Origin of the sequence: Marmoricola sp. OAE513, from assembly GCF_040546585.1 — a bacterium.
Lineage (GTDB): Bacteria > Actinomycetota > Actinomycetes > Propionibacteriales > Nocardioidaceae > Marmoricola.
Map to the genome: position 1 here is coordinate 3297973 of NZ_JBEPOC010000001.1, position 21684 is coordinate 3319656.

The window sequence follows — 21684 nt, forward strand, 5'->3', positions numbered from 1 at the left end:
CACGCATGCACCGTAAATCTTGGGTCGTGCTGCTCTCGCTGGCCTCGCTCCTGCTCGCTCCGGGTCTGTTCAGCCCGGCGGGCGCGCTGGACCCGGTGCCGCCGGTCAACCAGACCCCGCCCGCCGTCGTCGGCACGGCCCGGGTTGGCGCGGCGCTGACGGCTGATCCCGGGACGTGGTTGCCCGAGGGGTCGTCGTACTCCTACACCTGGTTGCGCGACGGTGCCGCGATCGCGGGGGCTTCCGGGGCGATGTACCGGGTGGCGAACGGCGACCTCGGACACCGGCTGGCGGTGCGGGTGACCGCGCACGGCGAGGCCTCGGGCCAGCCGGCTACGTCGGCCGAGACGGCTGCGGTCGGCAAGGGCCGGTTCGCCTCGACCGCTCGTCCGACGATCTCCGGCGTACGGCGGTGGGGGCGGAAGCTCACCGTGAAGCCGGGGGCCTGGAGCCCGAAGCCGACGTCGTACCGGTACCAGTGGCTGCGCGAGGACCGGCCGATCCCGGGGGCGACGAAGGCGACCTACACGCTCAAGGTCAAGGACTACGGCAAGCACATCGCCGTACGGGTCTCGCCGCGGCGCGACTTCTACGAGCCGGGGGCCGTGCTGTCGTTCCGGACCGGGCCGATCGGGCACCGGGTGGGTGTGCGGAAGACATTCACGTACAGCATCGCAACCCGGGGTCGGATCACCGCGGACCTCGACACGTTCGCTGCGCTGACGGCGCAGACGTACGGCGATCCGCGCGGTTGGCGCTCGGCGGGCTACTCGTTCCGCCGGGTCGCGCGCGGTGGGGACTTCACCCTCGTGCTCGCGAGCTCGAGCCAGATGCCCAGCTTCGGGTTCCCCTGCAGCAGGACCTGGAGCTGCCGGGTCGGTCGCAACGTGATCATCAACCAGACGCGCTGGCTGCACGCGTCGCCGGCGTGGAACGCGCAGAAGCTGAAGCTGCGCGACTACCGGCACATGGTCGTCGACCATGAGACGGGGCACTGGTTGGGGCACCGCCACCGCGGCTGTCCGGGCAAGGGCAAGAAGGCGCCGGTGATGATGCAGCAGTCGAAGGGTCTCGGGGGCTGCCGGTTCAACCCGTTCCCGCTGCCGTCGGAGAGGTGGACGAGCCGGTAGGAATATCTTCTTGCATCGTGAGTGTTCGCGATATATCGTTAACACATCGAGAAGAACGGCGAACTTAGAACCGCCGCCTCGATCCTGATGCAAGGAGAAACACCATGAAGAACCCCAACGCACCGTGGGCGCCGTTCGAGGCAGCCCCGTTCAGGTCCGAGTTCGAGTCCGTACGCCGCCAGCGCGGCCACGGTGGCCACGGTCGTGGCCGTCGCGGTGGCTGGGGCGGTCCCGGTTTCGGGCCGCCGCCGTGGGTCGGTCAGATGTTCGGCCCCGAGTTCGGTGGCCCCGGAGGAGGTCGCGGCGGCCGCCGTCCGCGTGCCCGCCGCGGTGACGTCCGGTCTGCGATCCTCGACGTCCTGGGTGCCTCGCCCGAGCCGATCAACGGCTACCAGGTGATCCAGCAGATCGCCGAGCGCACCGAGGGCGCCTGGAAGCCCAGTCCCGGGTCGGTCTACCCGACCATGGCGCAGCTGGTCGACGAGGGCCTCGTCGAGGACGCGCCGATCGGGCGCAAGACCGTGCAGCTGACCGAGGCCGGTCGCGCGTACGTCGCCGACAACGCCGATCAGATCGCCGCCGTGTGGGCCGCCTTCGAGGCCGGCGACAGCGAGGACCAGGACACCGATCTCCGCCAGGTCATCAAGCAGACTGTCGGTGCGATCGTCCAAGTCGCCTCGGCCGGGACGCCTGCCCAACAGGCGAAGGCCGTCGAGATCCTGGCGGACACCCGCCGCAAGCTGTACGGGCTCCTCGCCGAGGGGCCCGAGGCCGCCGAGGGCCGCGAAGCCGCCGGGGAGGACTGATGCACACGTTCGCGCCTCCGTCGATCCGGCTGTCTGACCGGGACCGCAGGGCCGCCCTGCGAGGTCTGGCGCGCGAGCACCGCCGTGGTCGGATCGACGCCGCTGAGCTCGCCGAGCGGACCGACGCCGTGAAAACGGCGCGGACGCACGGCGACCTCGAACCGGTCTTCGCCGACCTCGCGGTGCGGCCGCGCGCCGGGCACTTCCGTCGGGGGCCGGTGCCGTTCCCCTTCCCGTTCCCGGTCCTGCCGTTGCTGATCATCGCGATCGTGCTCGCAGCCACGGGCCACGTGCCGTGGATCGCGCTGGTCGTCGTCGCCGCCGTCCTGGTGCTGACCGCGCCGCTGCGCTGGAGGCACCGGGCCCGCTGGGCCTGCTGACGGGCTAGATCAACGGGAGCTGGCGCCGTACGCGGGGGAGCTGTTCGTAGCCCCGGCGTACGGCGTCCGCCATGTCCTCCGACGGATACGGCCAGTCGCCGAGTTCCAGGGCCTGGTCGAGCGGGACACCGCGGGTGGCCAGGTCGCGGATCGTCTCGGCGACGACGCCGATCGCCGAGCGCTGCTCGTGCACGAAGTCCTGGTCGACGACCGCGCCGTGCCCCGGTACCAACCGGGTGGCCGACCCGGTCAGCGAGAGCACCAGGTCCAGGCTCGCAGGCCAGTCCATCGGGAAGCAGTCGGGGCCGAAGCCGGGGACGGCGGACCGCTCGGTCGACTCCTCCACGAGGTCGCCGGTGAAGACGACGTCGGCATCGGGGACCCGGACCACGATGTCGCCGTCGGTGTGCCCGCGCCCGGGGTGCACCAGCTCGAGCGCGCGGTCGCCCAGGTCGAGCGCCAGGGCGGAGGAGAAGGTCCGGCGTGGGACCGCCACGTCGGTGCCCAGCAGCTCGGGGATCCCGGGTGAAGGGTCGTCGACCGCCTGGCGACGGATGCCCTCAACGTGCTCGACCAGCGCCGCCGCGGCGTTCTCGTGGGCGACCAGCTCGGCGCCGGCCTGCTCGAGGACAGCGTTGCCGAGGGTGTGGTCGAAGTGCACGTGCGTGTTGACGGCAGCGACCAGCGGGGCCGAGGAGATCCGGCGCACGGCGTCGAGAACCTCGCAACCGAGAGCACCCGAGGCGTTGGTGTCGATGACGACGATCCCGGCGTCGCCGGCGACCAGCCCGACGTTCACGTCGAACCACGGGTAGCGAGCCACCCAGACGCGGTCGGCGATCTCGGTGAAGGCGGTCACCTCCTCACCCTAGGTGAGGAGGTCCGGTGCGCCGCGGCGGGTGCAAGGATGGGACCCGTGCGCAAGGCCGTCGCTCCACTCCTCGCCGTGACCGTGGCCCTCGTGCTCGCCGACTCCGCGGTCGTGACGCTGGCGCTGCCGGACATCCTGCGGCACCTCGACGCCTCGGTCACCGAGGTCTCCTGGGTGCTCATCTGCTTCAACCTGGTCCTCGGACTCGGATCGGTGCCGACCGCGCTGGTCTTCGCGCGTGCCCAGCCCCGCTGGTTCAGCGCGGCCGGGATCGCCGTCTTCGCGGGTGCCTCGGCCTGGTGCGCGCTGGCAGGGTCGATCGAGATTCTGATCATCGCGCGGTGCATCCAGGCGATCGGCGGCGCGCTCGCGCTGGTCGGGTGCCTGGAGCTGCTCGTCACCGACCAGGGGGAGCGGCGGGGTGTCGGGACCTGGGTGGCCGCCGGGGTGGTCGGGACGGCGGCCGGTCCGTTCGTCGGCGGACTGCTGACCGAGGCGATCTCCTGGCAGGCGATCTTCGTCGTCCAGGTGCCCTTCGCGCTGCTCGCCGTGCCCGCCGCGCTCGCCGTGACCGCGGCGCCGGAGGTGACCGTCGACAGGCACCGTCCGGCGATCCGTCCGAACCTGACGTTGGCACTGCTCTCGGCGTCCCTCACCGCTGCGCTGTTCCTGCTGGTGCTGCTGCTCGTCGAGGGCTGGAGCAGGTCGCCCGCGACGGCTGCGATGACCGTCTCGGTGGTGCCGGTCGCGGCGCTGCTCGCGCGACCGCTGGCGCGGCTGCTGCACGCGCCGAAAGACGTCGAGGTGGCGGTGGGCTGCTTCCTGATCGCCGGAGGACTGGTCGGGCTCGGGATCCTTCCGTCCGCCGAGCTCGCCTGGACGATCGCTCCGCAGGCGCTCGTCGGGCTCGGTCTCGGCATGACCGTCGACCGGCTCACGGCGCAGGCGCTCGAGCTGCGGCTGCCGCGGATCAACCACGCCGGGTGGACCTTGAGCGCCCGGCACCTCGGGGTCGTCGTGGGGTTGGCGATCCTGACGCCGGTGTTCACCGGGGACCTGCAGGACGCGCAGCGACCCGCGCAGGAAGCCATCACGTCGCTGGTCCTCGACGCCCCGTTGCAGCCGCAGGACAAGATCGACCTGGCCGGTGCGCTCGGAGAGGACCTGAGCGCCCAGCAGGGTCAGGTCCCCGACCTGTCGGAGGCGTTCCGGAAGGCGAGGTTCTCGCCCGAGGAGCTGCCGGCAGCGAAACGCCTCCAGGACGACCTGGACGAGCAGCTCGAACGCGCCGCCACGTACGCCTTCCGGGATTCGTTCCTCATCGGTGCCGGGCTCGGGCTGCTCGCACTGGTCACGGTCGTCGTACCGCGCCGGAGAGCCTCGTGAAGGCGTGGCGGTACTGGGCGCTCCCGGTGTTCGCGCTCGCTCTGGTCGCCGGGGTGCTCGGGGTGCAGCGGGCGCACGGCGGCGGGGAGTTCGAGCCGTTGCGGGCGGCTGATCCGTGCGTCGCGCGCGAGGTCGGCTCGCGGGCCGAAGGGATCGAGGGACTCTCGGAGCGGTTGGTACTGCTGGGTCTCGACGGTGCTGCCTGCCGACTGCACCTGAGCCGTGAGGCTCTGACGCTGGAGTTCGCCGGGGGTGACCGGCTCAGCGACCGTCAGGTCGCGGCGCTGCGGGCCGGACTGCTCGGCGCCGTGCGGCGGATGGAGAAGGACGGGTCGCTGCCGAAGGCGTCCGTGCTCCTCGACGAGGCGCTCGACTCGATCGACCTTCCCGGGCTGGTCAAGACGGCGATCCGCGCGCTACCGGACTCCGCGGTCAACGGGGTGCTGAAGACGGACGACGTCCTGACCCGCGCCATCAAGAAGCTCGATCTCCGCGAGCTGCTCGCGAACCTGGATGATCAGGGAGACCTGGAGCGGCAGATCGAGGTCGCGGTCACGGCCGCAGTGAAGGACTCGTTGAAGGACCGGGTCCGGAACCTGGTCTGAGGTCCCTCGTGGAACACTGCCTTCCGTGGGCCGAGACCTGGGATGGAGCAAGATGCGTGCAGCGCTGAGCCGGTGGACCGAGCGCGTGCTCGGTGAGACGAACCTTCTCGGGTTCTGGGCGCTGGTGCTCTCGATCATCAGCATCGCCATGGTGATCTGGGTCCGCGCCGGGAACTGACCCTCGCCCGGCGGCCTAGTAGACTTGGCACTCGCACCACCGGAGTGCCAGGTGTGGGACGAGAGGAGTCGACATGGTCGAGGACCGCAAGCTTGCGGTCCTGCGCGCGATCGTGCAGGACTACGTCGCGACGCACGAGCCGGTCGGCAGCAAGGCGCTCGTGGAGAGGCACCAGCTCGGCGTCTCCCCGGCCACGGTGCGCAACGACATGGCGGCGCTGGAGGACGAGGGTCTGATCGCACAGCCGCACACCAGTGCCGGACGCATCCCGACGGACAAGGGCTACCGGTTCTTCGTCGACCGGCTGACCACGTTGAAGGCCATGTCGGCTGCGGAGAAGCGGGCGATCTCGGGCTTCCTCGAGGGCGCTCACGACCTGGATGACGTCGTGCAGCGCAGCGTCCGCCTTCTCGCTCAGCTGACGCAGCAGGTCGCGATCGTGCAGTACCCCACGCTCGCGAAGTCCACGATCCGGCACATCGAGATGGTCGCGCTGACCACCTCGCGGGTGCTGGTCGTACTCATCCTCTCGACCGGTCGTGTCGAGCAGAGGATCGTCGAGGTGCCGGTCGAGCTGACGGACGAGCTGCTCGGCGACCTGCGGATCAAGATGAACGGAGCTGCCAGCGGCGAGCGGATCTCCGACGCGGCCGCGGCGCTCGGTGCACTGCCCGAGAAGGTCGCCGCGGACGATGCGGCGACGTACTCGGTGATCGTGGCGGCGTTGGTCGAAGCGATGTCGGACCACCGCTCCGACGAGCGCGTCGTCGTCGGCGGAACTGCCAACCTGGCTCGCTTCGGTGACAACTTCGACCAGTCGATCAAGCCGATGCTCGAGGCTCTCGAGGAGCACGTCGTGCTGCTCAAGCTCCTCGGTCATGCCACGTCGTCCTCGCACGTCACCGTGCGGATCGGCCAGGAAGGACCGATCGACCAGCTCTCCTCGACCTCCGTCGTCGCGACCGGCTACGGAGCGTCCGAGGACGCGCTGTCGGTGCTCGGAGTCGTCGGCCCGACCCGGATGGACTATCCGGGGTCGATGGCCGCCGTGCGGGCGGTCGCCAGCTACATGTCCACCATCCTCGATGAATCCTGAGAGCCTCACGTGAACCCGGATCCCTACGCCATCCTCGGAGTCGACCGCGACGCGGACGCCGATGCCTTGAAGAAGGCGTACCGCAAGCTCGCCCGTCAGTACCACCCGGACGTCAACTCCGATCCGGGTGCGCAGGAGAAGTTCAAGGAGGTCTCGGCGGCGTACGAGATCCTCTCGGACCCCGAGAAGCGTCGCGTCTACGACCTCGGCGGCGACCCGTTCGGCGGCGGTGCAGGTGGGTTCGGCCAGGGTGCGGGCTTCTCGTTCACCGACATCATGGACGCGTTCTTCGGCGGTCAGCAGGGTGCGAGCCGCGGTCCCCGGTCACGGATGCGCCGCGGGCAGGACGCGCTCGTGCGCCTCGACCTGGAGCTGGCCGAGGCCGCCTTCGGCGTCACCCGCGAGCTCAAGGTCGACACGGCGGTGGTGTGCACGACGTGCGACGGTTCCGGTGCTGCGGAGGGCTCGCGCCCGGTGACCTGCGAGACCTGCCACGGACGCGGCGAGGTCCAGCACGTCCAGCGGTCCTTCCTCGGCGAGATCCGGACCCTGCGCCCGTGCGCCGCCTGCCGCGGGTACGGCGAGATCATCCCCGACCCGTGCCGCGACTGCGCCGGCGACGGACGGGTGCGCTCGCGCCGCGCGCTCACGGTCAAGATTCCCGGCGGTGTCGACACCGGCACCCGGGTGCAGCTGACCGGTGAGGGCGAGGTCGGACCCGGCGGCGGGCCTTCGGGTGACCTGTACGTCGAGGTCCAGGTGCTGCCGCACAAGACCTACACCCGTGAGGGCCTGAACCTGCACTGCACCGTGCCGGTCCCGATGACGGCGGCCGCGCTCGGCACCTCGATCACCTTGCCGCTGCTCGAGGCGGACCTCGACACCGAGGAGATCAGCGTCGAGCGCGAGGTGCCGATCGACATCCGCCCAGGGACGCAGTCGGGGACGCAGCAGGTTCTGCGTGGCCGCGGCGTACCGAGCCTTCGCAGCCAGGCACGTGGCGACGTCGTCGTGACGATCGAGGTCGAGACGCCGACCAAGCTCGACGAGCGCCAGGAGGAGCTTCTCCGAGAGCTCGCCTCGCTCCGCAACGAGGAGAACCCCGAGGGTCGGGCGCTCCCCGCGCACAAGGGGCTGTTCGGTCGGATGAAGGACGCGTTCAACCAGAAATGACCCTGCCCGTCTTCCTCGCCGGCGCCGTCGCGGGCATGCACCCCGGAGAGGTGCTCCTGCTGGACGGGGACGAGGGGCGACACGCTGCGACCGTGAAGCGGATCCGCGCGGGAGAGCAGGTGCTGGTCACCGACGGTGCCGGGACGACCGCGACGTGCACGGTGTCCGCAGCGGCCAGGTCGTCGCTCGACCTGGTCGTCGACGAGGTCTCCGTCGCCGAGCGCGCGACACCGCAGGTGACGGTCGTCCAGGCGCTGCCGAAGGGCGACCGCGGCGAGCTCGCCGTCGAGGTGCTCACCGAGATCGACGTCGACCGGATCGTTCCGTGGGCAGCCTCGCGGTCGGTCGCGGTGTGGAAGGGCGAGCGAGCGACGAAGGGACTCGCGAAGTGGCGGGCCACCGCGCGCGAGGCGACGAAGCAGGCCCGACGCGCTTGGCTTCCCGAGGTGCGGGAGCTGGCGTCGACAGCCGAGGTCGTCGCGCTGGTCGCGGAAGCGGATCTGGCCGTGGTGCTGCACGAGGCGGCCGACCTCCCGATCGCCGAGCTCGACCTGGCCGGAGTGTCCTCGATCGTCGTCGTCGTCGGGCCCGAGGGCGGGATCAGCGACGACGAGCTCGCGGCGTTCGCCGGGGCTCGAGTCGTCCGGCTCGGGTCCTCGGTGCTGCGGACCTCGACCGCGGGGGTGGCCGCGGTGGCTGCGCTGCTGTCCCGAACGGATCGCTGGGCCTGATGGCCCGGTTGTGAACCTCGGAGGGTCACAACCCAGCAACGGTTCTCGATTTTGAGCCTCCGAGGCTCAAAATCGAAAAGCACTGCTGGGTTGTGAGCGCTGTCGGTTCAGTGCCGGTCAGGGCGAGGCGAGCAGTGCCTCGACGCGCTCGATCTCGCCCTCGAGCTGGCTGGCCTGGGACTTCGTCGGCGCACGGAACGGCTCGACGACCACGCGGCCGTCCTCGACCCGCCACAGACCACCGAGCAGCCCGTCGACGAAGAGCGCCGACCCCACGCCTCCGTTGGCGCCCATCCAGTTCTTGCGCACGTCGTCCGGCGCGATCCGGTCCCGGTCGGCGTGGGAGAGGAAGATGTTGTCGTACATGCCGAGCAGCGTGACCGGCAGCTCGAGGTCCTCCTCCGCGATCGAAGCGCCGGGGACGTCGTACAGGGTTCGGCCCTTGTCGTCGGTCACCGTGGTCAGCCGTCCGTCTTTGTGCATCGCGGTGAACACCGGCCCGAGCCGGGTGACCAACGACCACTTCGTCATGTCCGCCGCGGTGGCCGGCCCGTACGCCGCCATGTACCGCAGCACCAGGTTCTCGACGTCGGCCTCGGCGAACGGGCGGTCCAGGAACCGGTCGGCGTACGCGTAGACCACGCCTCCGCTCTTCTTCCACTGGCCGCGCGGGGGCGTCTGCAGGAAGGGCAACCTCTCGCGGGCGACGTGCTTCAGCGCGACCGGGTCGATCCCGGGAAAGGCCTCGACCAGGCGGTCTCCGATCGCGGCCAGGGGCTGCGGCTCGACGACGAAATCGCGCAGGACCCCGTCGAGGTCCTCGGTGCTCAGGTGCTTGGCCGGGCGGCTGGTCTGGTTGGTGGCGCTCTGCCGGTCCAGCGCCGGCTGCACCCATCCGCGCAGCTGGAGCGCGTCGTCCGCGGTGAGCACGTGCACGGTGCCGCGCATCGTCAGGAACCGGACGAGCTCGCGCCGACCGAGCAGGTCGGACAGGTCGGCCGGCGTGAACGCGTCGATCCGCGCCGCCAAGGACAGGTACGGCGGCAGGTTGTCCTGGGCCTGGAGTCCGATCAGGTGCGTGACCACCTCCGGGACGCCGCCCGGAAGGCGCTGACCCGGAACCAAGCCCTGACGCAGCCAGAGGGTCCGGGTCAGCGCGCGCCTCGAGATGTCCACCTCGGGATTATGGCGCCTCGACGACGATGTCCTTGGTGTCGGAGTTGAGCGGTCGGCCCTCACCGGACTCGTCGGTGTCGCTCACCCGCAGCGTGTAGGTGCCTGCCTCGAGCCGGAGGTCGAAGGAGAACGGGGAGAGGACGCCGCCCTCGCCCGCCGTCGCGACGCCGCTGTCGACCACGGCGTCGCCGCCGACGAGGAGCTCCCACTGCACGTTCGCCTCGAACGCCGCCGCCATGCCGGTGACGGTGATCTTCTGCTGCGGCAGGAACTTCTGGTTGTTGCTCGGGCTCGTGATGGAGACGAGCGCGAGCACGTCCTCGTCGGTGCCAGGTCCGAACTCGGGTCCGGTGACGCCGAGGACGGTCTTCTGCAGCTTGTCGCCGACGAAGAACTCGACCGGCGGCAGGCTGGCGCCCTTGTCGTAGAACGACTTGTGGTTCTCCTGGATGGTCCTGACCACGGCCTGGACCTGGCGGGTCGCCTGCTCGGCCGTCACGCCCTCGGGAACGTCGGGGACCGCCTGGGACAGGAACACCTGGAAGGACTCGGTGCCGTCGCTGACCATCGCCACGCTCTCGACCACCGACGACTTCGGCCAGTAGGTCTTGTAGTCCGGGTCGAACGGGGTGCCGTGGGCCGAGGTGTTGGCCGCGTCCTCCTGCGGGTCCTCGTCCCCGACGGGGTGCTCCTCGGAGAACAGTCGCGGACCATCGGCGCCGTCGCCGACAAAGAACGCGGGCACCGAGAACCCGTCGGCGGGCACGCCCGTCGGGTCTGCCGTCGCGGACGAGCTCGGGTTACCCGCCGGGCCGGCCTGCGAGGCTTTGTCGTCGTCGCGCGTTGCCCAGAAGGCACCGCCGATCACCAAGGCCATCGCGGCGGCTGCGGCGAGGGAGGGGAGAAACCAGCGTCGTGCCATCGGGTCCACCTTCTCGGTCCGGGTGCGGATGTCGTCGAGGGTGCCCTCGGGTCGGATGTCGGCGGTGGCTTCGTGGAAGAGGTTCCGCAGGTCGTCGTCGTTCATGACTGCTCCTTGGGGGAAAGCGAGAGGCGGAGGGCGGCGGCGCCGCGGGCAGCGTGGCTCTTCACCGCGCCCTGGCTGACGCCCAGGGCTTCGGCGATGTCGCGCTCGGTGAGGTCGAGGTAGTACCGGAGCACGAGCACCTCGCGCTGCCGCGTGGGCAGGTCTGCCAGCGCGTCGAGCACGGCCTTGCGCCCGGCGGCCTCGAGCAGGGGCGCGTCCGCGGGCGCGGCGTCCGGCAGCGGGTCCGGTCGGTGCCGCGCCACGACGGTGCGGTGCCGCAACGCGCTGCGGGACCGGTTCACCACACTCTTGGCCAGGTACGCCGGGGCGTTGCCCTGGTCGATCCGGTGCCAGCGCTGGTGCACCGCGACGAACGAGTCCTGGACGACGTCCTCGGCCAGGGCCCGGTCGCGCAGGAGCAGGACTGCGAGGCGGACCAGCCGGGCGTAGTGCCCGGCGTACAGCTCGGCGAGAGCCTGGTCGGCGTCCGTTCGGGCAGCGTCGATGACCGACTCCTCTGCGCTGGCGGCTGCGATCGTGTTCACGCTACTTCTACGCGCGGGGTGCCCTGCGGGTTTACACGCCCGGGTAACGACTTGACCTCGGAGCAGGGGATTTCCGATTCGTCCGATTACCCTCGCCCCATGAGCACGGACCCCGAGTGCATCTTCTGCCGCATCGTCGCCGGCTCCATCCCCGCCGACATTGTGCACGAGAGCCCGACCACCCTCGCCTTCCGCGACCTCCAGCCCCAGGCGCCCGTGCACGTCCTGGTGATCCCGCGCAGCCACTACCCGAACGCGGGTGAGCTCGCCCGGCACGAGCCGGCCACGGCGGCGCACCTGCTCGACGCTGCCCGCGAGATCGCCGAGAGCGAGGGCCTCCTGCGCGGCTACCGGCTCGTCTTCAACACCGGCGAGCAGGCGCACCAGACCGTGTTCCACGTGCACCTGCACCTTCTCGGCGGACGTTCGATGGGCTGGCCCCCGGGATGATCCGGCGAGCTGCACTGGCAGCGGCGGTGCTGCTGGTGCTCAGCGCCTGCGGCAGCGGCGACGGCCGGGAGGCGTCCGCCCCGAGGACGACCCCCAGTCCGGTGGTCGAGCCTGCCGAGACCCACACCAACCACACCCCCTCCGCCACCCCTGCCAAGCCCAAGCCCCTGCGCGCCGGCGAGCGCCGGGTCGAGGTCACCATGCCGGCGGCGTACACGCCGAGCGCGCCGACCGGCGTCGGCACCGACGACTACCGCTGCTTCCTGCTCGACCCGAAGGTCGCGAAGGACAGCTTCGTGACGGGCTTCAACGTGCTGCCGGGAAACCCGGACGTCGTGCACCACGTGATCCTGTTCCGGGTCCCACCCGACATGGTCGGCCAGGCGGAGAAGAAGGACGCCGAGACCCCGGGGGAGGGCTGGACCTGCTTCGGGACCTCGGGTCTGGGCAACGACGGAAGCATCGACGACGCGCCGTGGCTCGGGGCCTGGGCGCCGGGCGGCGCCGAGCAGCTCTACGGGAAGGGCCTCGGTGAGGAGTTTCCGGCCGGGTCGGCGGTCGTCATGCAGGTGCACTACAACCTGCTCGCCGGCGCCGAGCCCGACACCAGCGGTGCCGAGCTCCGGCTCACCGAGAACCCGCGCACGAAGGCGTTGCAGACCATGTTGCTGCCCGCCCCCGTCGAGCTGCCGTGCCGGTCGGGCAAGACCGGTCCGCTCTGCGACCGGGCGGCGGCGCTGAAGGACGTCCAGGCCCGTTTCGGGCGTGGCCCGGGTTCGACCGCCAACTACCTGCACGTGCTCTGCGGTGGTGCGCCGATCGGCCCGGTGCAGAGCTGCACCCGCGAGATCACGACGCCGCAGACGATCCGCGGCGTCGCCGGCCACATGCACCTGCTCGGCAAGTCCCTCAAGATCGAGACCAACCCCGGGACACCGCGCGCGCGGACGGTGCTGAACATCCCGATCTGGAACTTCGACGACCAGCGCAGCGTCCCGACCAAGCCGATCCGGCTGGCGAAGGGCGACACCGTGCGGATCACCTGCCGGCACACGCAGGAGCTGCGCGACCTGCTGCCGTCCTTCAAGGACCAGCCCGAGCGGTACGTGATGTGGGGCGAGGGCACCACCGACGAGATGTGCCTGGGCATCGTGCTGGTCACCAAACCCTGACCGCCTTCACGCTGGCCGTAACGCAGGTGCCGGGAACACGACGCTCCCGTAGCATGTTTGGTGTACCACAGACACCGATCAGAAGGGCCGCCCGCCAGGGCACGCATGAGTGAGACGAACAAGGCACAGCACGGCAACGAGGATCGACCGGAGACAGTCCACACGGTCGTCGTTCCGAACAGTGTCAACATGGTCGCGCTCCTCGGTGCCGGCGACGAGCACCTCGCCCTGATCGAGAAAGCGCTGGACGCGGACATCCACGTCCGCGGGAACAAGGTCACCCTGCGCGGTGAACCCGCTGAGATCGCTCTGGCCGAGCGGATGCTCGACGAGCTGGTCACGATCATCCGGACCGGTCAGGGTCTCAACGCCGAGACGGTCGAGCGCGTGCTCGGCATGCTCCGGGCGGAGACCGAGGAGCGGCCGGCCGACGTGCTGTCGCTCAACATCCTGTCCAACCGGGGCCGCACCATCCGGCCGAAGACGCTGAACCAGAAGCGGTACGTCGACGCGATCGACAAGCACACGATCGTCTTCGGCATCGGTCCCGCCGGTACCGGCAAGACGTACCTGGCGATGGCCAAGGCCGTCCAGGCGCTCCAGGCCAAGCAGGTCAACCGGATCATCCTGACCCGCCCGGCCGTCGAGTCCGGCGAGCGCCTCGGCTTCCTGCCCGGCACGCTGGGGGAGAAGATCGACCCCTACATGCGCCCGCTGTACGACGCGCTGCACGACATGATCGACCCCGAGTCGATCCCGAAGCTGCTCGCCTCGGGGACCATCGAGGTCGCACCCCTGGCGTACATGCGTGGCCGAACCCTCAACGACGCGTTCATCGTCCTCGACGAGGCGCAGAACACCACCCCCGAGCAGATGAAGATGTTCCTGACCCGGCTCGGCTTCGGCTCCAAGATCGTCGTCACCGGCGACGTCACCCAGACCGACCTGCCGAGCGGGCAGAAGTCCGGCCTGCGGATCGTCGAGGGGATCCTCGACGACATCGAGGACATCTCGTTCAACCGGCTGACCGCCCAGGACGTCGTCCGACACCGGCTGGTCGGCAAGATCGTGGCGGCGTACGACGAGCACGACGCGCACAACGAGCACCGCAAGAACATGCGCGGCAACGGAGGCGCGGAGTGACGATCGAGGTCCTCGACGAGTCCGGCACCGGCACCCTCGACGTACGCCGCACCCAGCAGCTCGCGGCGTACGTGCTCGAGCAGCTTCGGGTTCACCCGCAGGCCGAGCTGTGCATCACCGCGGTCGACGAGGACACCATCGCCGAGCTCAACGGCAAGTGGATGGAGAAGGACGGTCCGACCGACGTCCTCGCGTTCCCGATGGACGAACTCCGGCCCGGCATGATCAACGAGGAGCCCGAGGAGGGCGTTCTCGGCGACCTGGTGCTGTGCCCGTCGATCGCGGCCAAGCAGGCCGAGGAGGCTGCGGCCAAGGGCCAGACCGGGTACGGCGTGACCGACGAGCTCGAGCTGCTGACCGTGCACGGCATCCTGCACCTGCTCGGCTACGACCACGCCGAGCCCGAGGAGCACGCCGAGATGTTCGGCCTGCAGGCTCGGCTGCTGATCTCCTGGCAGGGACACCTGGGCGAGCTGAGCCAGCAGGCTCAGAAATGAGGGCGGACAGTCCCGGCGCCCTCGTCGTGGTCATCGGGTTGGTGCTGGTCGCCGGCCTGCTGACCGCCGTCGAGGCGGCACTCGCCGGGTTCTCCCGGTCGCGTGCCGAGAGCCTGGTCGCCGAGGGGCGCGCCGGAGCGGCGAGCATGCTCCGGATCGTCGAGGACTCGACCCGCTACCTGAACACCACGCTGTTCCTGCGGCTGCTCTCGGAGACCGCCGCCGTCGTACTGGCCACGCTCTGGGTCCAGGCACGGGTCGGGGACGGCACCGGCCGAGTCGCGCTGGTCACGATCGGTTCGATGCTGGTGATCTCGTTCGTGGTGATCGGTGTCGGTCCGCGCACGCTCGGGCGTCAGCACGCCGAGACGATCGCGCTCTCCTCGGCCGTCGTGATCGTCGGCCTGACGCGCGTGCTCGGTCCCGTCCCGCAGCTGCTGATCAAGCTGGGCAACGCGCTCACCCCCGGCAAGGGGTTCTCCGAGGGTCCCTTCGGCTCCGAGGCCGAGCTGCGTGAGCTCGTCGACCTCGCCGAGGCGAGCAGCGTCATCGAGTCCGACGAGCGCGCGATGATCCACTCGGTCTTCGAGCTCGGGGACACGATCGTGCGCGAGGTGATGGTCCCGCGCACCGACGTGGTCTTCATCGAGCGCCACAAGACGCTGCGCCAGGCGATGTCGCTGTTCCTGCGCAGCGGGTTCTCCCGGGTCCCGGTGGTCGGGGAGGACCTCGACGACATCGTCGGGTTCCTGTACCTCAAGGACGTCAGCCGCCGGGTGTTCGACCGGAAGGACGCCGAGAGCACCGAGCAGGTCGAGTCCCTGATGCGTTCGGTCCTCTGGATCCCCGACTCCAAGCCCGCCGACGACCTGCTCCGCGAGATGCAGGCGTCGCGCAAGCACGTCGCCGTCGTCGTCGACGAGTACGGCGGCACGGCCGGGCTGGTCACCATCGAGGACATCCTCGAGGAGATCGTCGGCGAGATCGCTGACGAGTTCGACACCAGCGAGGTCGGTATCGAGATGCTCGAGGACGGCTCGGTGCGGGTGCCGGCGCGCTACCCGATCGACGACCTGGACGAGGTCATCGAGGGCGTGGAGATCGAGGACGACGAGATCGACTCGGTCGGCGGGTTGCTGGCCAAGGTCCTCGGCAAGGTCCCGATCCCCGGGTCGGAGGTCGAGTTCGAGGGCCTGCGCTTCCGCGCCGAGGAGGCCAAGGGGCGGCGCAACAAGATCGGCACGGTGCTGATCACGCCGCTGGTCCCCGAGGTCGTCGAGGACGCCGAGCCGGTCGACGCCGCGAACGCGTGAGCCGGAGCGCGACCCTAGACTTCCCTGCGTGACTTCCGTGGAGCTCGACCCCGAGGACAACAAGCTCGTCGTGCTGGCCCGCGCGACCCGTGCCCGCACAGGGGCAGCCGAAGGAGCAGCACTGCGCGACCTCGACGGCCGTACGTACGCGGCCGCGACGGTCGCCCTGCCGTCCCTCGAGGTGAGCGCCCTCGACGTCTGCATCGCGATGGCGATCGCCAGTGGGGCCAAGGGTGCCGAAGCGGCTGTCGTCCTGGGGGAGGGTGCAGACCCGTCACTGGCCGCGCTGGGGGACTTCGCCGGTGCAGGAGTTCCGGTCCACATCGGCACGCCGGCCGGCGCGATCGGCTCGACGGTCTCGACCTGATAACACCTCGGAATCTCGGTTGCGGAGGCCCCCTCCGGTAGTACTAGGGTGCAGGAGTGGCCTTAGTCGGGACCCTCCACCACCAGGCAGCCGTCGAACGGTTGCGCTCGTCGTACGCCGCTATCGCACCGGAAGACCCGGTCAGGCTGGCGAAGAAGACCTCGAACCTGTTCCGACAACGGGCAGCCTCCGTCGGTCCCGGGCTGGACGTCTCCGGTCTCGGTGGCGTGATCTCGATCGACCCTGTCGCGCAGACCGCCGACGTCCAGGGCATGTGCACCTACGAGAACCTGGTGGCCGAGACGCTCAAGCTCGGGTTCATCCCGTACGTCGTCCCGCAGCTGCGCACGATCACGCTCGGCGGTGCAGTCACCGGTCTCGGCATCGAGTCCACGTCCTTCCGCAACGGCCTGCCGCACGAGTCGGTCCTCGAGATGGACGTCTTCACCGGCGCCGGCGAGGTTGTCACCTGTGCACCCACCGGGGAGCACGCCGACCTGTACGCGACCTTCCCGAACTCCTACGGCTCGCTCGGCTACGCCACCCGGCTGCGGATCAAGCTGGAGAAGGTGCCGGCGTACGCCGCCTTGCGGCACGTCCGGTTCCACGAGACCGACAAGCTGTCCGCCGCGATCGCCGAGATCACCGAGTCCGGGGAGTGGCAGGGCGAACGGGTCGACGGCCTCGACGGCGTCGCCTTCGAGCCGGGCGAGTACTACCTGACCCTCGCGCGGTGGACGGCCGAGCGCGAGGCCGAGCCCTCGGACTACACCGGGATGGACATCTACTTCCGCTCGATCCAGGAAAAGCAGACCGACCTGCTGACGGTGCACGACTACCTCTGGCGCTGGGACACCGACTGGTTCTGGTGCTCGGGCGCGTTCGGTGCTCAGAACCCGACGCTGCGCCGGTTCTGGCCGCGCCGCTGGAAGCGCTCCGACGCGTACATGAAGCTGCTCGCCCTCGACCTGCGCTTCGGCATCGCCGACAAGCTCGACAAGCGTGCCGGGCGCCCCGAGCGTGAGCGCGTCATCCAGGACATCGAGGTCCCGGTCGAGCGCCTGGGGGAGTTCCTCGACTGGTTCGACGACGAGATCGGCATGCGGCCGGTGTGGTTGTGCCCGCTGCGCGCGAGCCGGGACTGGCCGTCTTACCCGCTGGTGCCGGAGAAGACCTACGTGAACGCCGGGTTCTGGGGCACGGTGCACGTCGGTCCGGACCGGGTGAACGCCCCGAAGAACAGGGCGGTGGAGGCCAAGGTGCACGAGCTCGACGGGCACAAGTCGCTGTACTCGGACTCCTTCTACGACCGCGACACGTTCGACCAGCTCTACGACGGCCGGAATCTGGCGGCGGTCAAAAAGCGTTACGACCCTGATGACCGGTTCATCAGCCTGTACGAGAAAGCGGTAGCACGACGATGAGCATCCTCTCTCCCACCTCCACGATCGCCGACGCGTTCAGCGCGCTGCTGATCGGGGACATCCCGTTCCGGTTCACGGCGTACGACGGCAGCAGCGCCGGTCCCGAGGACTCCGCGTTCGGCCTGCACCTGAAGAACGAGCGCGGTCTGTCCTACATGGTGACCGCTCCCGGTGACCTCGGGCTCGCACGGGCCTACGTGATGGGCGATCTCGAGCTCGTCGGCGCGCACCCCGGAGACCCCTTCGCTGCGCTCTCGCACATCAAGGGGAGCAAGACCGGGCTGAAGTTCCGCACCCCCACGCCGCTCGAGGCGCTCGCGCTGGTGCGCACCGTCGGGCTGACCAACCTCAAGCCGCCGCCGATCCCGGCGACCGAGCACGCTCCCCGCTGGCGCCGCCTGATGGAGGGGTTCCTGCACTCGCCCGAGCGCGACGCCGAGGCCATCCACCACCACTACGACGTCTCCAACCGGTTTTACGAGATGGTCCTCGGGCCGTCGATGACCTACACCTGCGCGTGCTTCCCGACCGAGGACAGCACGTTGGAGGAGGCCCAGTTCCACAAGTACGACCTGGTCGCCCAAAAGCTCGACCTCCAGCCGGGGCAGCGGTTGCTCGACGTCGGCTGCGGGTGGGGTGGCATGGTCCGGCACGCGGTCAAGCACTACGGCGTGACCGCGCTGGGCGTGACGCTGTCGGCCGAGCAGGCTTTCTGGGCGCAGCAGAAGATCAAGGAGGAAGGTCTCGAGGACCGGGCCGAGGTCCGCCACCTCGACTACCGGGACGTCACCGAGAACGACTTCGACGCGATCTCCTCGATCGGCCTGACCGAGCACATCGGAGTCGACAACTACCCGGCGTACTTCGCGTTCCTGCGGGACCGCCTCAAGCCGCAGGGCCGCCTCCTCAACCACTCGATCACCCGTGCCGACAACAAGAAGACGTCGACCGGCGCGTTCATCGACCGGTACGTCTTCCCGGACGGCGAGCTGACCGGCTCGGGCCGGATGATCACCGAGATCCAGGACGCCGGGCTGGAAGTGCACCACGAGGAGAACCTCCGGATGCACTACGCCAAGACCCTGGCGGGCTGGAACGCGTACCTGGTGGAGAACTGGGACGAGTGCGTTGCCGAGGTCGGCGAGGAGACCGCTCGGGTCTGGGGTCTCTACATCGCCGGCTCGCGGATGGGTTTCGAGACCAACGAGATCCAGCTGCACCAGGTGCTGGCGACGAAGACCGACGCCGACGGCAACAGCGGCTACCCGCTGCGCCCGACCTGGACTCCCTGAGCGGGTGCCCGCCGACACGCAAGAGTGCCGAAACCCCTGATTCACGGGCGCTTCTCCCGCAAGATTGTCCGATGCGCGCGCGATCCCGGGTCCTGGCAGTTCTGTCCGGGCTGCTCCTCACCGTCTCCCTGGCCTCGGTTCCTGCCCTGGGAGCAGGGGCGCGCCCGGCGCCGGTCGGGCAGGACCCGATCACGGCCGGCCAGAGGTACTCCGGCGACTTCCCCGACCCGGCAGTCCTGCGGGTCGGTCTGAACTACTACGCGTTCTCCACCACGAGCTACGGGCTCAACGTGCCGGCGCTGACCTCGACGGACCTGAAGAGCTGGCGCGCCGTGCACGGGACGTCGGCCAACCCGACTGGCGACGCCCTGCCGCGCACGCCCGTGTGGTCCGACGGCGTCGAGCAGAAGGACGGTCGCTACCGGGCCACCACCTGGGCGCCGACGGTGACCAGGATCGGACCGGGCAGGTACGTCCTCGCCTACGCGACCCGGACGAAGGCGCCGAACGCCCGGATGTGCATCTCGATCGCGCGGTCCACCAGCCCGGCGGGTCCGTTCGTCGACAGCTCGACCAAGCCGACGGTCTGCCCGGACCGCGGGGCCATCGACCCGCAGATCTTCATCGCCCCGACCGGGCGCCCCTTCCTGCTCTGGAAGAAGGACCACTACCCGGCGCAGATGTTCACCATCGGTCTGAACGCCGATGGCGTCACCGTCACCCCGGGGGCGAAGCACTTCTACCTCGGCGGGATCGCCCGCGACTGGGAGGGCAAGATCATCGAGAACCCGGCGATGATCCGCTACAAGAAGCGCTTCTACCTGTTCTACTCCGCAAACTCCTACGCGTCCTCGAAGTACGCGGTCGGCTACATGATCTGCAAGAAGTGGTACCGCGACTGCAAGCGGCCCAAGAAGGGTCCGTTCATGAAGTCGGGCAAGTACCTGTCCGGCCCCGGAGGTGCGACCCCGTTCGTGGACGCCGCAGGGAACCTCCGTCTCGCCTACCACGCGTGGCGCACCGGGGCGGTCGGCTACGCCAAGGACGCCGAGACCTGCCGCTCCACCTGGCTCGGCTGCGGTCAACGACGGCTCTACATCGCGACGCTCGGCGTGAAGAAGAACGGGACGCTCAAGGTCGTGCGCTGGACCACGTGATTCTCTGCCCGAGCGTCGCTGCCGATAGCCTCGACTCGTGAACGCCCGTCCCGAAGCCCGCGCCGTGACCGGCACGGTCGTCGACCGCAAGGTCCTCGGCGACCACCTGATCCGGGTGACGATCGAGGTCGCGGGCGGTTTCACCAGCACCGGGATCCCCGACGAGTGGATCGCCCTCACGGTGCCCGGTCAGTTCCAGACGCGGTACTACACGATCCGCGCGCACGACGCGTCCCGGATCGTCCTCGACATCGTGATCCACGACGAGGGCCTGGTGACCCAGTGGGCGCAGACCGACTGCGTCGGCGACGTCGTCGGTCTCTCGGAGCCGAAGGGCTCCTTCGAGCTGCCACCCGACGCCGGGTGGGTCGTGCTCGTCGGCGACCTCACCGGACTACCGGCGATCGCCCGGATCTCCGAGACCGTGGACCTCTCGGTGACGGCGTACGTCGAGACGCCCGACGGTCCGCTCGCCGAGTACGTCGACGGCGAGGTCAGCTGGGTCGCGCCACCCGCGCCGCACGAGAGCGGTCTGGCCGATCTTGTCCGCGGGCTGACCTGGCCCCCGGGTGCCGGCTACTTCTGGATGGCGGGGGAGTCCGCGCAGATGCGCGAGATCCGCCGCTACGTCCGGCACGACGTCGGGATGGCGTCGTCGGCGTACGACGTGATGGGCTACTGGAGCGGGAGCCGCGGCCGCCAGCGTCGGGCGGTCGACCCCGGCCCGATCTACGCCGCGGGCAAGGCAGTGGGCAAGAGCGACGCGCAGATCTGGGACGACTACGACAAGGCACGAGGAGACATCGGTGGTTGAGCCTGGTGAAACCTTCAAGAGCGGGTTCGCCTGCTTCGTCGGGCGCCCGAACGCCGGCAAGTCGACCCTGACCAACGCCCTGGTCGGCTCGAAGGTCGTCATCACCTCCTCCAAGCCGCAGACCACCCGGACCGTCGTACGCGGCATCGTGCACCGGGACGACGCCCAGCTGGTGCTGGTCGACACCCCCGGTCTGCACAAGCCGCGCACCCTGCTCGGCGAGCGGCTGAACGACCTGGTGAAGACCACCTGGGCCGAGGTCGACGTCGTCGCCGTGTGCTTCCCGGCTAACGAGAAGCCGGGGCCGGGCGACCGGTTCATCGTCAACGAGCTCGCCAAGGTCCGGAAGTCGGTGAAATTTGCGATCGCGACCAAGACCGACCTGGTCGCTCCCGACGAGCTCGCCGCGCACCTGCTCGCCATCGCCGAGCTCGGGCGCGAGACCGGGACGGAGTGGGCCGAGATCGTGCCGGTCTCGGCGAAGTCCGGCGACCAGGTCCAGCTCCTCGCCGACCTGCTCGTGGGCCGGCTACCCGAGGGCCCGCAGCTCTACCCGGACGGCGACCTGTCGGACGCGCCCGAGGAGACGATCGTCGCCGAGCTGATCCGGGAGGCCTCGCTCGAGGGTGTCCGTGACGAGCTGCCGCACTCGATCGCCGTCGTGGTCGAGGAGATGGGCCTGAAGGAGGATCGCCCCGCCGACAAGCCGCTGCTCTACATCCACGCGAACCTATACGTCGAGCGCGACTCCCAGAAGGGCATCATCATCGGCCACAAGGGAGCGCGCTTGAAGGAAGTGGGGATGGCCGCCCGCACGCAGATCGAGGCCATCCTGGGTACGCCCGTCTACCTCGACCTGCGCGTCAAGATCGCGAAGGACTGGCAGCGCGACCCCCGTCAGCTCCGCAAGCTCGGCTTCTAACCGACCCGGCAGCAATGTGCGCCTCCTGT

24 protein-coding genes are annotated in these 21684 nt (G+C 69.8%); 20 read left to right on the forward strand and 4 right to left on the reverse strand.

Annotated features, from left to right (window positions below):
* Positions 1-5 precede the first annotated feature (5 nt).
* From ABIE44_RS16450 to ABIE44_RS16460, 3 genes are all read left to right on the forward strand, one after another.
* Complete coding sequence (locus ABIE44_RS16450) at positions 6-1130, forward strand: DUF3152 domain-containing protein (protein WP_209715067.1); 1125 nt, start codon at positions 6-8, stop codon at positions 1128-1130.
* Between the two features lie 104 nt (positions 1131-1234).
* Positions 1235-1936, forward strand: a complete 702-nt coding sequence (locus ABIE44_RS16455; RefSeq protein WP_209715064.1) for a PadR family transcriptional regulator — start codon at positions 1235-1237, stop codon at positions 1934-1936.
* On the forward strand, positions 1936-2316 hold the full coding sequence (locus ABIE44_RS16460; RefSeq protein WP_209715061.1) for a DUF1707 SHOCT-like domain-containing protein: 381 nt from the start codon (positions 1936-1938) through the stop codon (positions 2314-2316). Before ABIE44_RS16455 ends, ABIE44_RS16460 begins: the two co-directional genes overlap by 1 nt.
* Before the next feature lie 4 nt (positions 2317-2320).
* Here the strand turns inward: ABIE44_RS16460 and ABIE44_RS16465 are convergent, their stop codons facing one another.
* On the reverse strand, positions 2321-3175 hold the full coding sequence (locus ABIE44_RS16465) for an MBL fold metallo-hydrolase (protein WP_209715058.1): 855 nt from the start codon (positions 3173-3175) through the stop codon (positions 2321-2323).
* Positions 3176-3232: 57 nt separating this feature from the next.
* On the opposite strand from ABIE44_RS16465, the gene ABIE44_RS16470 reads away from it, so the two are divergent.
* The 6 genes from ABIE44_RS16470 to ABIE44_RS16495 all read left to right on the forward strand — a co-directional run bounded on the left by ABIE44_RS16470 (position 3233) and on the right by ABIE44_RS16495 (position 8356).
* Entirely contained in the window at positions 3233-4573 is a 1341-nt protein-coding gene (locus ABIE44_RS16470) for an MFS transporter (protein WP_209715054.1), read from the forward strand.
* Positions 4570-5178 carry a hypothetical protein gene (locus ABIE44_RS16475; protein ID WP_209715051.1) on the forward strand — a complete coding sequence of 203 codons (609 nt, stop codon included), beginning with the start codon at positions 4570-4572 and terminating at the stop codon, positions 5176-5178. Before ABIE44_RS16470 ends, ABIE44_RS16475 begins: the two co-directional genes overlap by 4 nt.
* A 25-nt stretch (positions 5179-5203) precedes the next feature.
* Positions 5204-5356: a hypothetical protein gene (locus ABIE44_RS16480; RefSeq protein WP_209715048.1), complete on the forward strand. Its 153-nt coding sequence runs from the start codon at positions 5204-5206 to the stop codon at positions 5354-5356.
* A gap of 73 nt (positions 5357-5429) precedes the next feature.
* A complete protein-coding gene (hrcA, locus tag ABIE44_RS16485; RefSeq protein WP_209715045.1) occupies positions 5430-6452 on the forward strand; it encodes a heat-inducible transcriptional repressor HrcA in 1023 nt (340 codons plus the stop codon).
* A 9-nt stretch (positions 6453-6461) separates the two neighbouring features.
* Positions 6462-7625 carry a molecular chaperone DnaJ gene (gene dnaJ, locus ABIE44_RS16490; protein ID WP_209715042.1) on the forward strand — a complete coding sequence of 388 codons (1164 nt, stop codon included), beginning with the start codon at positions 6462-6464 and terminating at the stop codon, positions 7623-7625.
* Positions 7622-8356 carry a 16S rRNA (uracil(1498)-N(3))-methyltransferase gene (locus ABIE44_RS16495; protein WP_209715038.1) on the forward strand — a complete coding sequence of 245 codons (735 nt, stop codon included), beginning with the start codon at positions 7622-7624 and terminating at the stop codon, positions 8354-8356. Before dnaJ ends, ABIE44_RS16495 begins: the two co-directional genes overlap by 4 nt.
* A gap of 117 nt (positions 8357-8473) precedes the next feature.
* On the opposite strand, the gene ABIE44_RS16500 is transcribed toward ABIE44_RS16495, so the two are convergent.
* The 3 genes from ABIE44_RS16500 to ABIE44_RS16510 are packed head-to-tail and all read right to left on the reverse strand — an operon-like array spanning position 8474 to position 11104.
* Positions 8474-9532, reverse strand: a complete 1059-nt coding sequence (locus ABIE44_RS16500) for a winged helix DNA-binding domain-containing protein (protein WP_209715035.1) — start codon at positions 9530-9532, stop codon at positions 8474-8476.
* A gap of 7 nt (positions 9533-9539) precedes the next feature.
* Positions 9540-10559, reverse strand: coding sequence for a Gmad2 immunoglobulin-like domain-containing protein (locus ABIE44_RS16505; RefSeq protein WP_209715032.1), 1020 nt, complete (start codon positions 10557-10559; stop codon positions 9540-9542).
* Positions 10556-11104 (reverse strand): RNA polymerase sigma factor, encoded by a 549-nt coding sequence (locus ABIE44_RS16510; protein ID WP_354438193.1) that lies wholly within the window; start codon positions 11102-11104, stop codon positions 10556-10558. Before ABIE44_RS16510 ends, ABIE44_RS16505 begins: the two co-directional genes overlap by 4 nt.
* Before the next feature lie 99 nt (positions 11105-11203).
* Between ABIE44_RS16510 and ABIE44_RS16515 the strand changes: the two genes are divergently transcribed.
* The 11 genes from ABIE44_RS16515 to era all read left to right on the forward strand — a co-directional run bounded on the left by ABIE44_RS16515 (position 11204) and on the right by era (position 21655).
* Complete coding sequence (locus ABIE44_RS16515; protein WP_209715029.1) at positions 11204-11554, forward strand: histidine triad nucleotide-binding protein; 351 nt, start codon at positions 11204-11206, stop codon at positions 11552-11554.
* Positions 11551-12726, forward strand: coding sequence for a hypothetical protein (locus ABIE44_RS16520; RefSeq protein ID WP_209715026.1), 1176 nt, complete (start codon positions 11551-11553; stop codon positions 12724-12726). Before ABIE44_RS16515 ends, ABIE44_RS16520 begins: the two co-directional genes overlap by 4 nt.
* Before the next feature lie 105 nt (positions 12727-12831).
* Entirely contained in the window at positions 12832-13869 is a 1038-nt protein-coding gene (locus ABIE44_RS16525; protein ID WP_209715023.1) for a PhoH family protein, read from the forward strand.
* On the forward strand, positions 13866-14366 hold the full coding sequence (ybeY, locus tag ABIE44_RS16530; protein WP_209715020.1) for an rRNA maturation RNase YbeY: 501 nt from the start codon (positions 13866-13868) through the stop codon (positions 14364-14366). The genes ABIE44_RS16525 and ybeY overlap by 4 nt, the downstream gene beginning before the upstream one ends.
* Complete coding sequence (locus ABIE44_RS16535) at positions 14363-15679, forward strand: hemolysin family protein (RefSeq protein ID WP_209715017.1); 1317 nt, start codon at positions 14363-14365, stop codon at positions 15677-15679. Before ybeY ends, ABIE44_RS16535 begins: the two co-directional genes overlap by 4 nt.
* Before the next feature lie 28 nt (positions 15680-15707).
* Positions 15708-16046: a cytidine deaminase-like protein gene (locus ABIE44_RS16540; protein ID WP_209715014.1), complete on the forward strand. Its 339-nt coding sequence runs from the start codon at positions 15708-15710 to the stop codon at positions 16044-16046.
* 56 nt (positions 16047-16102) lie between these two features.
* Positions 16103-17470, forward strand: coding sequence for an FAD-binding oxidoreductase (locus ABIE44_RS16545; RefSeq protein ID WP_209715011.1), 1368 nt, complete (start codon positions 16103-16105; stop codon positions 17468-17470).
* The gene (locus ABIE44_RS16550; RefSeq protein ID WP_209715008.1) at positions 17467-18762 is read left to right on the forward strand and encodes a class I SAM-dependent methyltransferase; all 1296 of its coding nucleotides are present in this window, start codon (positions 17467-17469) and stop codon (positions 18760-18762) included. The genes ABIE44_RS16545 and ABIE44_RS16550 overlap by 4 nt, the downstream gene beginning before the upstream one ends.
* A gap of 71 nt (positions 18763-18833) precedes the next feature.
* Entirely contained in the window at positions 18834-19919 is a 1086-nt protein-coding gene (locus ABIE44_RS16555; RefSeq protein WP_209714990.1) for a glycoside hydrolase family 43 protein, read from the forward strand.
* 37 nt (positions 19920-19956) lie between these two features.
* Positions 19957-20733 carry a siderophore-interacting protein gene (locus ABIE44_RS16560; RefSeq protein WP_354438197.1) on the forward strand — a complete coding sequence of 259 codons (777 nt, stop codon included), beginning with the start codon at positions 19957-19959 and terminating at the stop codon, positions 20731-20733.
* Complete coding sequence (era, locus tag ABIE44_RS16565; protein ID WP_209714987.1) at positions 20726-21655, forward strand: GTPase Era; 930 nt, start codon at positions 20726-20728, stop codon at positions 21653-21655. Before ABIE44_RS16560 ends, era begins: the two co-directional genes overlap by 8 nt.
* Positions 21656-21684 lie beyond the last annotated feature (29 nt).